Here is a 12,918-nt window from a genome sequence, read left to right on the forward strand (position 1 = left end):
GCGGCTACAACCTGCCCACGCCCAACCGCCGACCTGAAACCGACTCGAAACCGGTCACAAGATCCCTCCCCACACCACGTCGGTGGATCGAGGCTTAGCGGTGGCGTAGGCGAACACGTCGGCCAGGGTATGCAGGCGTACCCCGGCCTCGCCGGGGACCGCGAAGCCACGGGCAGCGAGCAGTGGGCGGATCTCGTGGACGGCCCGGGTGACGGTGGAGCGGTCGACGCCGTAGAAGACGGCGAGGGCGGCGTGCGGGAGCTGGAACCGCAGGATCACCAGGGTCGCGATAACCCGGTCGGTGAAGACCAGTTGATGGCCCGGTCCGCCGCCTTCTGCGCGCAGCCGTCATGACCCCGGCGCTCCCGCAGCCGGCAGTCCTGCTGCGCCGTCCACCCGGGCGCCAACTCGGCGATGAGCGCACCGAGTCGACCCCGCGAGATACCCGTGCAGATACGATGCGAGAGAGCCATACGGGCCAAGGATCGCTTCACAACCATCCCAACCCGTACGGCTCTTCACACGTTCCCCACCAGCCAAAACCCCTGCCGGAAGCACCTTCGAAAGATCTCTCTCACAGGGATGGAAAGTCGCCGAGCGGGGGCGCATTTTGTAGAAGCGCGGGTCGCTCTGCTGTTCAGGGGCGCTGCGGCGGGGGCGTCCCGAAGCGGGCCAGACAGTGCCACACCTTCTTCAGCGCCTGCTGGTCATAGCGTCCGGTGCGTGCGGCGATCCCGAGGTTCCAGGGATCTAGATACCCGGCCGATGCCATCTCGCAGCCGAGGTCGACGTACTCCTGCCCGCGGTAGTCCGGGTGGCCCAGAAGCTCTTCGACGCTGATCCGCACTCCCGGATGCCATTCGAGCGGGCACGGCAGATGCCGGGCTGCCACCTCCACTTCCGTGCCCCGATAGCTGGGGTCCAAGACCAACGCCTCTACGTGGCGATCCAGTACAAGCGGCCCGTGGACCTGCGCCTCGATGTAGTCATCGAGCGCGTCCTGGCTGTCGGCCTGGGCCAACTCCACCAGAGACATGCCCGCGGCGACGCCGAAGGCCGTCGGTTCAAAGAAGCTGTCCGGGTAGCAGAACGTGGTGCGGGAGAGCGTGTCAGCGGTGAGCCGGAAGTACGCCGACCCGAACCGCGGCGCCCCGCCGAGTGCCTTGCGCCGGAAGTTCAGGGCCCCGTAGACAGGCCGCTCATGCGCGGCCGCATCGTCATACGCGCCGTCAAAGATTCGGCTTTCCCAGCGCCAGCGGTCACCACCGGGGTGGGCCGTCAGGCCACCGTTGCTTGTCCCGGTCACGAACTGCGAGTGGTAGACGCCGTCGGCAGCCATCGCGAGCAGGATCGGCCAGCCGAGCACCATTCGATCCGGGTGAAAGTTCAGCGTCACACGCAGCACCGGGTCGACTGGATCCCCTGACGCCCTGGAGGCGACGTGCCGGAGGGCCCGCTCCTGCGGCAGCCGGGCTGATGCAACGTTCATCCGCGCAGTCTGCCCGAGCACGGGCAACACGTGCACATGCATTGCCCCGGCCATCGCCCCCACCGGGAGCGGCGGCGGGTAACGATCCACCGTCGTGCGGGAAGCGATCGCTACGACGTGCTGTTGGCGGCCGGCCAGCAACATCCGTCGGCGCACCTGTCGTGCACCATGCCGTTAGCGATTATCTGACGCTCCGTCAAAGTTGACAACGCCCTTCGCGCGCACTAACCCGTCACCTCCCCGGCTTGCCGTCACGACCGGCGGCCGCGGGGTGGCCGGCCGCGCCGGATCCCGCCTGCTCGCTGATCTCGCCGACGCCACCGGTCTGGCTGGCGCTTTCACCAACGCCCTGCGCAGACTGTGCCCACGCGGCACCGGCCACGATCCCGGCCGCGTCACGGTGGACCTGCGCTCCTCGGGCCGCCCGAGTCGGACCGTCGGCACCACTGAGCCGCAGGTCCTCTCCGCTGCTGGGCCGACTCGGAGTTGATCAGGACAGGACGGCCCAGGCGTGTCGGCAAGCGCGGCGAACGAGCTGACCGGATGGTCTGGTCGACGGCTCGGCCACAGCTGACAACCGCATCGCCGGCCCGCGTGGTGTGGCGTACACGCGGATACATGAGCGGCCGTCGCGGCCGCGTTCCGGCCACAGACGCACGCTGCCATCGCTCCGACCGGCGGCCGATTACGCCGGAGAGCTACCCGGTGCCGGTGCCGGTCGGCGGTCACCGGTGAAGCCGGTTCCCAATGCCGCCTCGATCGCCAGAGCGACCCGGAAGGCCGTGCCGTCGTCGTACGGGGCCGCCGCGACCTGGACACCGGTCGGTACCCCGTTCGACGCCCAGCCGGACGGGACGGCGACCACCGGGTGCGTGCTGTGGATGTTGAATACGGGTGTCAGCGACGCGTCGGCGAAGTGGTCGAGTTCCATGCCGTTGACCGTCAACCGGGTGTCGGTGTAGTCCTCACCTGCAGCGAAAGCGGTCGCCCCGACCGTGGGCAGGACGAGCGCGTCGAACCGGCCGAAGATCGCGTCGAGGCGGGCTCCGATCGACGCGGCGAGCACCTGACCGGTGGCGCTGTCCACACGGTGCGCCGCATCGACGCCTTTACGCGCGAAGGCGAGCGTGTACGGCGAGACCACTCCGGGCTGCCGCCGGTCGAGCTCGAGCACGCGCGTGGCCAGCTCGTTGCCGAAGTGCGCCCACAGGGCCCGGTTGACCTCGTCGAGCCGCCACGGGATGTCGATCTCCTCAATGACGGCCCCGGCCGCGCGCAGCGACTCCGCGGCGGCCCGGGTGGCGTCGCGGACCTCCGAGTCGACGGGGAAGTCACCAGGGGTCGCGCAGAATGCCACGCGCAGCCCGTGTACTCCCCCACGAGCCCGGAGATCCGCGACGGGCAGCCCCGAGGCCGGGTCGCGCGGGTCCTCCCCCGCCATCACGCTCTGCAGGAGCATGCAGTCGCCGACCGTCCGGGCCATGGGCCCGTGGTGCTGGTAGGGGTCGAGCCCTTCCGGGGGCAGGATCGGGTTGCGGCCGTGCGGCGGTTTGAATGCGACGACGCCCGCGAACGAGGCTGGTGCGCGGAGGGAGCCTCCGATGTCGGTGCCGGTGGCGAGCATGCTCGTGCCTGCGGCGAGGCTGGCTGCCGATCCGCCGGAGGATCCGCCCACAGCGGCGGAGAAATTCCACGGGTTGCGCGTCACGCCCCATCGGCGGGTGTGCGACATCGGCATGCAGCAGAACTCGGAGGTGGTGGTCCGGGCGTGCAGGATGCCACCTGCAGCCTCGATGCGCGTCAGCACGATCGCTGTCTCCCCTGCTCGCCGGGATGGGGCGAGCAGCGTGCCGTCGGTGAGCGGCCGCCCGGCTATGGGGAGATTCTCCTTCGCGGCCACAGGCAGTCCTTCGAGCGGACGGGGATCGCCACCCGGCCGGTACCGGCGCTCGGCCGCAGCAGCCGCGCGCAGGGCGTGCTCGGTCATGGTCTCGACGAACGCGTTGACGGCGGGCTCGGTCCGTTCCGCTCGTTCGACCACAGCCCGCATCAGCTCCAGCGGCGAGAGCTCGCGCGCACGAAACAGCCGCAACGCCTCCGCGGCGCTGAGATAGAACAGGTCGGTCATCCCTCGGTTCCCTTGCCGACAGGCGGCGCGAAGACCGCGAGCGCAAGCGCCAGCATCGAGTAGTAGCCGGTCAGCCAGACCAGCTCCGCCAGCACCTCCTCACCCAGGCCGTCCGCGACGCGCTCGTACTCCGCGTCGTCAACCCTGCCCGAGCGCAGCATCGCGGTCACCGCGGGCACAGCCTGCCTGGCCTGCTCGGGAAGGCCGTCCGGCACACCACCGACGCGCAGGGCGTCGAGCACGCCGTCGTCGAATCCGAGCCTGCGGGCCGGCGGCTCGTGGGCCGACCACTCGAAGGCGCTGCCGTGGTGGGCCGCCACAAGCAGGATCGCCGCCTCGCGGGTGGCGGGCTCCATCCTGGTCGCATAGCGGATGGTCGCGCCCAGCTCCTGCACGGCGTCGCCGACCCCGGGCGCAACTGCCATCACCGCGAACGGTCCGAGCAGAGAACCGTCCCCGGCGACCATCGGCACGTCACCGGCAGCAGCACGCGGGCCGGTCGTGAGCCTGCGGTGGAACGCGCGTCGCGCGGCGTCGAGGAACTGGGGCGGCCGCGTCGTGAGGCGGTGCCGGACCTGGTTGTCCACGTTGCCTATCCTTCGACGTCTGGGGTGCCGTAGATGTGGAAGTCGGATGGCAGCGCAGCTCCCCACCCGGGCTTGGCTCGGTACTCCTCGTAGCTCCAGACATAGGGCTCTGCGTCGGGCGCGAACATGAGGTAGCCGCCGTTGGCGATCTCGATGCGGTTGCCTCCAGGTTCGCGGGTGTAGAGGTAGAAGCCCTGCACCGCGGTGTGCCGGGAGGGCCCCGCCTCGACGCGGATCCCGGCGTCGGCGAGGACGTCGGCGTCGCGCAGCACCTCTTCACGGCTGTCGACGAGATAAGCGAAGTGGTGCAGGCGGCCGTTCGCGCTCGTGCGCTCCTGGGTGTAGATCAGCTCGTGCCCCTGGATGCTGCTGCTCATCCACGCCGCCGACTCACCGACCCCGTCGGCCAGACGCACGATCTCCCAGGTGCGCAGCCCGAAGCCGGTCTCCCAGAACTCCCGGCAGGCGCGAACGTCACGCGCGAGCAGGTTGACGTGGTCGAGCCGCCGCACGGCTGCCCCGCGCCCGGGGTAGGCCTGGAACCCCGTCGGCACGGCGGGCCGCTTGTCCGGCGGCGCCACATAGCGCCGCGTGTCGTAGTAGAGCCGGAAGACGTGCCCGTCCGGGTCGTGGAACTCGTAGAACGGGCCGATCCCACGATCCGCGGGGACCCAGCGGCCGGGATGCCCGGCCAGCTCGAGACCGCAGACTCGCCGCTCGAGCGCCTCCGCGCTGGTGGTCCGCCAGGACACCCACTCCGGCCCGGCCCGGTCGGACCCGATCACCTTCAGCGACCATTCCTCGTAGTCGCCGAACGCCCGCAGGTACGTCGCCGTCCCGTCGACCGCGACCACGTCCATGCCCAGCAGGTCGACGAAGTAGGCGACGGTGCGCGCCGGATCGGGGGTGTGTAGTCCGTGCACGCCCAGGTGTGCCAGCTCGTGTGCCGGTCGATCGCTCATCGGTCCTGGTCCTCCTTCGTTGCGGGTGCTCGGGTCCGGTCCCGGAACACCGGGACGATCACTCGGCGCGCGATCCGCCAGGCGCCGGGGTCGTGATGGACGTAGGTGTCGTGGAAGTCGGCGACCATGTACAGCGGCACCCCCTCCGCCCCAGCTCCGTTGCGGGCGAAGGTGTGCCAGCTTCCGCGGCCGGTCACCACACCGTCGCCGCTGGCGGTCAGCAGGAGGTTGCCAAGACCGTGGCGGGTCGTCCTGGCCTCGTCGCGGGCCCGGAACGACTCGATCAGGGCGTCAGCGCCGTGGAACTCGCGCTCGCCGCTGAGGTAGTACAAGTCGGGGGCGAGGATGTCGGGCAGCGCGTCCCAGTCGTGCAGATCGAGTGCCCAGGCGAACCGGGCGTTGAGGTCCACCAGCGCAGCACGGGTCGCGAGGTCCACCGTCGTCACCCTTGCGAGATCCGTCGTCATCGCCACTGCACCGGGTTCGCCAGTGTGCCGATCCCGTCGATCTGGACCGCCACCTCGCCGCCGAGCCGGTTGAGGTCGAGGTTCTGCACAGCCGCCCCGCCCTGCGGCGACCTGCGCAGGGCAGTGCCCATGCCGATGACGTCGCCCGCCTCCAGCGTCATGTACCGGGAGGCGAAGGCGATCACCTCACTGACGCTGAACCGGAGGTTCGCGGTGGTGTCGTCGGTGACGAGCCTGCCGTCATGGGTGCACGTGATCCGAAGGGCGTGCGGATCGGCGATCTCGTCGGTGGTCACGACCCACGGACCGAGCGGTCCGAACGTGTCGGATCCCTTGTAGCGGGCCGGATAGCTCACCCAGCTCTCGACGTAGCGCACCTCGTCGCCGCCCGGCGACGGATGGACAGCTTGGTAGTGGAACGTGTCCTCCGCGCGCAGGTCGGGTGCGGTGATGTCGTTGAGGATCGTGTAGCCGAAGACATGCGACAGCGCGTCGCTCTCGGCGATGTCGCCGCCACCTGCGCCGATGACGACGGCAAGCTCCGGCTCCGGGTGCACCCGCCCGTCGCTGCGGCGCAGACGCACCGGCCTGCCATGCCCCACGAGCGCCGACGACGGCTTGATGAACATGGCGGGCGTCGCCGGTCCGGAGATAATGCGTCGCGGGTTCGCGCTGTTGTTCAGGGCGACGCACACGATCTTGCCGGGCCGCAGGACAGGCGGCAGCCACGTCAGATCGGCCGTCGGGAGGCGCTCGCCTGCAGCCAACGCCTCGTTCGCTGCGGCCACGCCGACTTCCGCCGACACCCTGCTGATGCTCCCGACGTCGGCAAACCGCTCGGGCAGGACCGCGACCTCGTCATCCGAGGTCGCCACCACCAGCGTGGGTCTGCCGCCGTGATCGATCGTAGCGAGTCGCACGGAGGCCTCCCTTCACCCTTGGGCACTCCACAACAATCGCAACTGAAGCGACTTCGCTATATTGTAGTCGCCATAGTTGCAAATTAACAGCCGTTTGGGCCTCGACCGGCCGATGCCGGCGTCAGGAGTCCTGACGGAAGCCTTCAGCCAGGCGCAGCCGGCCGCTCAGGACGTCATGAACCGTGTAGTGCGCCAACTCGGTGCCCACCGCCGCGGCGACCGCCCGGTCGAGAGCGACGAGCGAGTCCCGCACTCCACGACCGACGACGCAGTCCGGCGCGGGGCCGTGCAGCCCGAGCACCGGCTCCGAGCCCTGCAAGGTCTCCCACACCTGGGCCAGCGAGATCTGCCGAGGGTCGGCCGCGAGCTCCCAACCGCCATGGACGCCGGGCCGGGACCGCACCAGCCCGGCCTCACGCAACGGGCCGAGCGCGCGCCGGATGTACACCGGGTTGGTGTTGGTGCTGCCCGACAGCTCCTCGGAGCTCACGGGAGCGTCCACGTCGCCCGCGAGGTAGGTCAGCACGTGCACGGCGACGGCGAACTGCGTGTTGGTCGACCTGGCCATACGCCCAATGTTGCCATATCGCATCTGCGGCAGCTACGGTTTTTTCGTAATCACATCGACTACGGATTGGACCTGCCGTGACGATCGCGATCACCGGAGCCTCCGGTGGATTGGGGCGCCGTACCGCCGAGCTGGTGCTGCGGACCGCCGATCCGCGCGAGGTCGTGCTCACCAGCCGTAACCCCGCTGCGCTGTCCGACCTCGCCGACCGCGGCGTCGCAGTGCGCAAGGCGGACTTCGCCGATCCCGGCAGCCTCGCCACCGCGTTCACGGGCGTCGAGCGCCTGCTCATCGTGTCCACCGACGCGATCGGCGCCCGGCTCGACGGGCACCGTGCGGCCATCGCCGCGGCGTCCGACGCGGGTGTCGCCCGGGTCGTCTACACCTCCGTGCCCGAGCCCGTGCCCGCCAACCCGGCGCTGGTCGTCGCCGACCACGCCGCAACCGAGCAGGCGCTGCGCGAGAGCGGCATGGCCTGGACCTCGCTGCGCAACAACCTCTACGCGCACATGCAGGTACCTGCGCTCAGCCAAGCCGCGGCGACCGGCCTGCTCATCACCAACACCGGCGCGGGCGCCACCGCCTACGTCACCCGCGAGGACTGCGCGGCGACGGCCGCCGCCGCGCTCGTCCAGGACGGACACGAGAACGTGGCCTACGACGTCACCGGCCCCGAGGCGCTCACCGCCGAACACCTCGCGGCACTCGCCGCCGGCATCGGTGGCCGTGACGTCGAGGTCGTGCACGTCGACGACGCCGCGTCGGTCCAGGGCCTGACGGCGGCGGGCCTGCCCGCCGAGGTGGCACAGCTCATCACCTCGTTCGGCGCCGCCACCCGCGGCGGGTTCCTGTCCACGGTGTCCTCCGCGGTCGCCGACTTGACCAGTGCCCCACCGACGCCGCTGGCCGACGTCGTACGCGCCGCGCACGCTACCGCGTCCCACTGACCAAACCTCATCGAGGAGACCAGCATGACCACCACGACCACCGAGGCGTTCAGTCTGCGTAAGCTGACCTGGGCAGGCGTCGAGATCCAGCTCGGCGACACCCGCATCCTGATCGATCCGCTCGAGAACCTCATCCCGCTGGAGCCGGTGCTCGGCGCGCCGCTGTGGCCGGGCCTGCCCGTGGACCTGACACCCGGGACGCACGTCCTGCTCACCCACATGCACCCCGACCACTACGACCGCGAGCTGCTCTCACGCCTGTCCCCCAGTTCGACGGTGGGCGTCTACGCCCCGCACCTCGCCGAGCTCGACGCGGCGGGGCTAACGCCCGCGACCGTCGGGCAGCAGCTCGGCGAGCCGCGCACCATCGGGCTCTTCACCGTCACCCCGGTCGTCTCGTTGGACTGGCGCGGCGACGATGCCAAGCAGGTCGCGTGGGTCGTCGAGGGCGCGGGCCGGCGCATCATCCACTGCGGCGACACGATGTGGCACGGCAACTGGTGGCAGATCGCGCGCGACCACGGCCCGTTCGATGTCGCGTTCGTGCCGGTCAACGGCGTGATCGCCCGGTTCGAGGGCTACGAGGCCACCGTGCCGGTCACCATGACCCCCGAGCAGGGCGTCGAGGCCGCCGCCGCGCTCGGGGCCGCGGCCGTCTGCGCCGTCCACTACGGACAGTTCCACAATCCGCCGCTCTACATCCAGCAGCCCGACATCGAGGCCAGGTTCGCGCGTGCGGCCACGGAGCGCGGCATCCCCGGGCTCCTGGTCCGCGACGGCGACCGCGTGCCGGTCGAGGCGACTGCCCGATGACAGCGACGTCATGACCGCCTCCGGCACCGTCGTGCGGCTGTACGTCTACCCCGTGAAGGGGTTGACCGGGCAGCCGCTCGACTCGGTCGACCTCGAACCTGGCCACGGGTTCCCGCACGATCGTGTGCTCGCGCTCGCCCGGCCGGAGGGCCGCTACCGACCGGGCCACGACGGCGCCCTGCCCAAGGACCAGTTCTTCATCCTCGCTCGCGACGAGCGCCTCGCCGGGCTTGACACCCACCTGGAACCCGCTACCGGGCGCCTGCGGATCCGGGTCCGCGGGCATCTCGTGCTCGACACCGACCTCACCACCGCCGACGGCGCCGAGCGGGCGGGCTCCTTCTTCTCCAGGGTCCTCGACCGGGCCGCCGCCGACGCGCCCGTGCTGGCGCGCGGGGGTGGGCGTCGGTTCACCGACGTCTCGGTCGTCTCCGACGCGATGATGAACGCGATCTCGATGATCAACTTGGCCTCGGTGCGCGACCTCGAGCAACGGATCGGCATGGCGATCGACCCGCGCCGGTTCCGCGCCAACCTCTACGTCGACGGCCTCCCGCCCTTCTGCGAGCTCGACCTCGTGGGGAAGCAGGTCCGCATTGGCGATCTGACGCTGCGGGCAGTGCTGAACACCCGCCGTTGCGCAGCCACGGAGGTCGACCCCCACACCGGCCGGCGCGACCTCCTCATCCCACAGCTGTTGAAGCACGAGTACGGCCACAGCGAGATGGGCGTCTACCTCGAGGTGGTCCACGGCGGCACCCTCCGCCCCGGCGACCATGTCGACCTCCCGGACTGATTCGAACAGGAGACCCGTGCCCATCCCGAACCTCACCCTGCGGATCGCAGGGAAGAGGATGCTCACCCCGGACATCTGCCGGTTCGACCTACGCGATCCCGCCGGTCACGCCCTGCCCGCCTTCACCCCCGGTGCGCACGTCGACGTCCGCACTCCCAGCGGGGCGACGCGCAGCTACTCACTCGCCGGCGACGCCGGCGACCGTGACCGCTACGTCATCGCCGTCTCCCGCGAGACCACGGGCCGCGGTGGCTCGATGAGCCTCGTCGACGACACCGCGACCGGCGACCTGATCGACGTCGCGGTGCCGTCGAACGCGTTCGAACTGCTGCCCGCGCAGCGCTACGTCCTCATCGCGGGCGGCATCGGCATCACCCCGATCCGCGCGATGTATCGCGCGCTGCGCCGAGCGGGACACCCACGCGTCACCGTGATCTATCTCACGCGCACCCTGGCCGAGGCCGCGTTCGCCGACGAGTTCGCACCCGGCGCCGATCCGGGCGCCGGCCTGCACCTGCACGCCAGCGACGAAAGCGGCAGGCTCGATCTGTGGCCGTGGCTCGCCGAGCCCGACGACGATGCTCGGATCTACTTCTGCGGCGGCACGGCTCTCATGGACGACGTCCGGGCACTCACCATGCACTGGCGGCCCAGCCGCATCCACTTCGAGGACTTCACCGGCGTCTCCACGACGGCCGGGGCAGGCGTTCCGTTCCGCGTGACATGGCAACCGACGGGCCAGCAGGTCACGGTCCCGTCGAACCGCAGTCTCCTCGACGCCCTGCGCGGTCTAGGACTCGAGGTCGCCGCGTCCTGCGAGAGCGGCACCTGCGGTACCTGCAGGCTGCGGCTCCACGACGGCACTCCGGAACACCGCGACCACGTCCTGGACGAGCGCACGCGCAGCCACAGCATCATGCCGTGTGTCTCCCGCGCTCGCTCGGAGTCGCTCGTGGTCGGCCCGCCGGGCTGAGGTCTCGTGCCCTGCACCTATGAACCCACGGGCGGAGAACGGCTCGGCGCGTCACGTGCGGGGCCTGGTCGAGCATTTTCCCTCTTGCCATTACTGCAAGGTTTCGTGTCAGGTCGTGGTGCGCCTGGCAGGACTGAGCGCCTACCGACACAAGGAGTCCTGACGAGCACCACCGATGCGGTCGCCTTCTGGGACCGCGTCTACGCGGCTCGGCCGGCAGCCGGCAACCCAATGCTCGACTCACCGAGACGGTAAGGGGCCTGCCGCCCCGCGACGCGTTGGACCAAGCTCAAGGCCCTGCCGCAGCTGCGGAAGGCGGCGTCACACTTCGGACAGTCGTGCTGTCGTCCGCGTCCGACCGGTCGGTTGGGGCAGGCTGCTGAGGGTCCGTCATGGGCCCGGATTTTCGCACAATGCAAGTCTCAAAAGAGGGTCCGTCCCGCTTTTGAGAGAGAACGGGTTCTGCAAACGAATCCGGGATCGGCGGGAGTCCGGCGGCCCGTGATTGATCTTGCTCGCGCGGGGTCGTTTATGCGAATCCCTTCCCTGCTCTCGGATCGCGTGTAACTGAGTGTTGGGTCGGCCCCGGAGGTTCGGAGGGCTTGAGCGGCGTGGTGAGTTCTGTTCTCACCGCGCCGGGCCGGTCTCTGGTCTTGTGGTGCGGGCGGCGTGGGCGTAGCGGGCGGCGAGGTCCCCGAAGGCGGTGGCCAGTTGGGGTGGGCCGATGACTTCGATATTGGTGTCGAAGCGGCCGATGGCGGCGGCGAGTCCGGTCCATGACCAGGAGCCGAGGATGAGCCGGCAGTGACGGGAGCCGAGTTCCTCGACGATTCCGTCCTGGGCGAAGGGTGCGACATCGGCGGCCGGGAGGCGGAGGATGACTTCGCCTTGGCAGGGCCAGTCGGTGGTGGTGCCGTCGTTGCCGCGGAATCGGCTGGTGATGAAGGTGGAGACGGTGCCGCCGGGGAGGTCACGAGGGGTGAAGCGGGGGCCGGTGGGTGTGCGGGGCCGGATGCGGTCGACGCGGAAGGTACGCCAGTCCTCGCGGTGGAGGTCCCAGGCCACGAGGTACCAGCGATGACGCCAGGTGACCAGGTGGTGGGGTTCTACGCGGCGGACGTCGTCGGCCGAGGTGCTTGAACCCCGGGCGTAGTCGAAGCGAAGTTCCTCGCGGGTGTGGATGGCGCGGCTCAGGTCGACCAGGACCTGGGTGTCGACCCGAGGAGTGTCGCGGGCCGCGGGCGGTGGGACTGCGGTGATGCGCAGCAGGTCGATGCGGTGGCACAGGCGGGGTGGCATGACCTGGTGGAGGGTGGCCAGGGCGCGAGTGGCGTCTTCGGCGACGGTGGTGCCGGTGGCCGCGGTCTGCAGTGCGACGGCCAGGGCGACGGCCTGGTCGTCGTCGAACAGCATGGGTGGCAGGTGAGTGCCGGCCTCCAGGCGGTAACCGCCGGCCGGTCCCTTGACGGTCGTGATTGGGTAGTCGAGTTCGCGCAGGCGGTCGATGTCACGCCGCACCGTGCGCGACGTGATGCCGAGCCGCTCGGCGAGATCATCGCCGGACCAGTCACGGGGCGTTTGAAGTAGCGAGAGCAGCGCGAGCAGCCGGGCAGATGTTTTGTGCATGGCACCCATACTCCCTGGAGTACCGGACACAACCTGTCCTCTACCTCTGCCATCGTGGCACACGAGCCGTTGCGGGAGGCATCGCTCCTGGTCACGGCAGCCGCCGCTGGAGCTGGGACGGTCGGCGGTGTATTCATCACATCGAGCAAGGAGCAGGTCATGTCCGTCACGACCACCACTCACCTGAACTTCCGGGGCACCGCACGTGAGGCGCTGGACTTCTACCAGTCCGTCTTCGGCGGACGTACTGTCGCGGTCACCTACAAGGACGCGGGCGCCGAGCAGAACGAGAGCGAGGCGGACTGGGTGATGTGGGGCGAGGTGGCCGGCGACAACGGCTTCCACGTCATGGCCTACGACGTGCCGTCGCAACTGCCCTGGAACCAGGGCGAGAGCCCGTTCTTCGTCTCCGTACGCGGTGACGACGCCGAGGAGATCAGCGCCCTGTGGGGCAAGTTCGCCGAGGGCTCGACCATCGTGCGTCCGCTGGAGCCTGCGCAGTGGGCGCCGCTGTACGGCATGCTCACCGACCGCTTCGGCATCACCTGGGTCTTGGACGTCACCGCTCCGTACAACGGCTGAACCAACCGACCGACCTGACATGCCTGCGCCGTCCGGGCCGCCGCAGCCGCGCGGGCGGCC

At 70.0% G+C, this 12,918-nt stretch carries 14 protein-coding genes and 1 pseudogene; 6 read left to right on the top strand and 9 right to left on the bottom strand.

Annotation, left to right across the window (positions count from 1 at the left end; genetic code table 11):
• Nucleotides 1-54: 54 nt before the first annotated feature.
• From AB0M29_RS44015 to AB0M29_RS44050, 8 genes are all read right to left on the bottom strand, one after another.
• Nucleotides 55-279 carry a transposase family protein gene (locus AB0M29_RS44015; protein WP_365393209.1) on the bottom strand — a complete coding sequence of 75 codons (225 nt, stop codon included), beginning with the start codon at nucleotides 277-279 and terminating at the stop codon, nucleotides 55-57.
• A gap of 358 nt (nucleotides 280-637) precedes the next feature.
• Nucleotides 638-1,489, bottom strand: a complete 852-nt coding sequence (locus AB0M29_RS44020; RefSeq protein ID WP_365393248.1) for a DUF3626 domain-containing protein — start codon at nucleotides 1,487-1,489, stop codon at nucleotides 638-640.
• Nucleotides 1,490-2,174: 685 nt separating this feature from the next.
• On the bottom strand, nucleotides 2,175-3,617 hold the full coding sequence (locus tag AB0M29_RS44025; protein WP_365393212.1) for an amidase: 1,443 nt from the start codon (nucleotides 3,615-3,617) through the stop codon (nucleotides 2,175-2,177).
• On the bottom strand, nucleotides 3,614-4,204 hold the full coding sequence (locus AB0M29_RS44030) for a carboxymuconolactone decarboxylase family protein (protein WP_365393215.1): 591 nt from the start codon (nucleotides 4,202-4,204) through the stop codon (nucleotides 3,614-3,616). The genes AB0M29_RS44025 and AB0M29_RS44030 overlap by 4 nt, the downstream gene beginning before the upstream one ends.
• Before the next feature lie 5 nt (nucleotides 4,205-4,209).
• The gene (locus AB0M29_RS44035) at nucleotides 4,210-5,166 is read right to left on the bottom strand and encodes a VOC family protein (protein ID WP_365393218.1); all 957 of its coding nucleotides are present in this window, start codon (nucleotides 5,164-5,166) and stop codon (nucleotides 4,210-4,212) included.
• Nucleotides 5,163-5,633 carry a nuclear transport factor 2 family protein gene (locus AB0M29_RS44040; protein ID WP_365393221.1) on the bottom strand — a complete coding sequence of 157 codons (471 nt, stop codon included), beginning with the start codon at nucleotides 5,631-5,633 and terminating at the stop codon, nucleotides 5,163-5,165. Before AB0M29_RS44040 ends, AB0M29_RS44035 begins: the two co-directional genes overlap by 4 nt.
• A complete protein-coding gene (locus AB0M29_RS44045) occupies nucleotides 5,630-6,553 on the bottom strand; it encodes a fumarylacetoacetate hydrolase family protein (protein WP_365393224.1) in 924 nt (307 codons plus the stop codon). Before AB0M29_RS44045 ends, AB0M29_RS44040 begins: the two co-directional genes overlap by 4 nt.
• Nucleotides 6,554-6,674: 121 nt before the next feature.
• Complete coding sequence (locus AB0M29_RS44050) at nucleotides 6,675-7,121, bottom strand: Rrf2 family transcriptional regulator (protein ID WP_365393227.1); 447 nt, start codon at nucleotides 7,119-7,121, stop codon at nucleotides 6,675-6,677.
• Nucleotides 7,122-7,198: 77 nt separating this feature from the next.
• Between AB0M29_RS44050 and AB0M29_RS44055 the strand changes: the two genes are divergently transcribed.
• The 5 genes and pseudogenes from AB0M29_RS44055 to AB0M29_RS44075 all read left to right on the top strand — a co-directional run.
• A complete protein-coding gene (locus tag AB0M29_RS44055; protein WP_365393230.1) occupies nucleotides 7,199-8,068 on the top strand; it encodes an NAD(P)H-binding protein in 870 nt (289 codons plus the stop codon).
• 24 nt (nucleotides 8,069-8,092) lie between these two features.
• Nucleotides 8,093-8,881, top strand: coding sequence for an MBL fold metallo-hydrolase (locus AB0M29_RS44060; protein WP_365393233.1), 789 nt, complete (start codon nucleotides 8,093-8,095; stop codon nucleotides 8,879-8,881).
• 10 nt (nucleotides 8,882-8,891) lie between these two features.
• Entirely contained in the window at nucleotides 8,892-9,677 is a 786-nt protein-coding gene (locus AB0M29_RS44065; protein ID WP_365393236.1) for an MOSC domain-containing protein, read from the top strand.
• 16 nt (nucleotides 9,678-9,693) lie between these two features.
• A complete protein-coding gene (locus tag AB0M29_RS44070) occupies nucleotides 9,694-10,650 on the top strand; it encodes a PDR/VanB family oxidoreductase (RefSeq protein WP_365393239.1) in 957 nt (318 codons plus the stop codon).
• Between the two features lie 159 nt (nucleotides 10,651-10,809).
• Nucleotides 10,810-10,934, top strand: a pseudogene (locus AB0M29_RS44075) (SAM-dependent methyltransferase); the annotation flags it as partial.
• 343 nt (nucleotides 10,935-11,277) lie between these two features.
• Here the strand turns inward: AB0M29_RS44075 and AB0M29_RS44080 are convergent.
• Nucleotides 11,278-12,276, bottom strand: a complete 999-nt coding sequence (locus tag AB0M29_RS44080) for a WYL domain-containing protein (protein ID WP_365393242.1) — start codon at nucleotides 12,274-12,276, stop codon at nucleotides 11,278-11,280.
• Nucleotides 12,277-12,435: 159 nt separating this feature from the next.
• Here AB0M29_RS44080 and AB0M29_RS44085 point away from each other — a divergent pair, with 159 nt between their 5' ends.
• Entirely contained in the window at nucleotides 12,436-12,858 is a 423-nt protein-coding gene (locus AB0M29_RS44085) for a VOC family protein (RefSeq protein ID WP_365393245.1), read from the top strand.
• The last annotated feature ends 60 nt before the right edge of the window (nucleotides 12,859-12,918 follow it).

The organism is Streptomyces sp. NPDC051976, from assembly GCF_040680795.1.
GTDB lineage: Bacteria > Actinomycetota > Actinomycetes > Streptomycetales > Streptomycetaceae > Actinacidiphila.

Coding starts and splice junctions, on each gene's coding strand:
- AB0M29_RS44080 (WP_365393242.1), bottom strand. CDS start 12,276: ATGCACAAAACATCTGCCCGGCTGCTCGCGCTGCTCTCGCTACTTCAA.
- AB0M29_RS44050 (WP_365393227.1), bottom strand. CDS start 7,121: ATGGCCAGGTCGACCAACACGCAGTTCGCCGTCGCCGTGCACGTGCTG.
- AB0M29_RS44060 (WP_365393233.1), top strand. CDS start 8,093: ATGACCACCACGACCACCGAGGCGTTCAGTCTGCGTAAGCTGACCTGG.
- AB0M29_RS44085 (WP_365393245.1), top strand. CDS start 12,436: ATGTCCGTCACGACCACCACTCACCTGAACTTCCGGGGCACCGCACGT.
- AB0M29_RS44020 (WP_365393248.1), bottom strand. CDS start 1,489: ATGAACGTTGCATCAGCCCGGCTGCCGCAGGAGCGGGCCCTCCGGCAC.
- AB0M29_RS44025 (WP_365393212.1), bottom strand. CDS start 3,617: ATGACCGACCTGTTCTATCTCAGCGCCGCGGAGGCGTTGCGGCTGTTT.
- AB0M29_RS44035 (WP_365393218.1), bottom strand. CDS start 5,166: ATGAGCGATCGACCGGCACACGAGCTGGCACACCTGGGCGTGCACGGA.
- AB0M29_RS44065 (WP_365393236.1), top strand. CDS start 8,892: ATGACCGCCTCCGGCACCGTCGTGCGGCTGTACGTCTACCCCGTGAAG.
- AB0M29_RS44040 (WP_365393221.1), bottom strand. CDS start 5,633: ATGACGACGGATCTCGCAAGGGTGACGACGGTGGACCTCGCGACCCGT.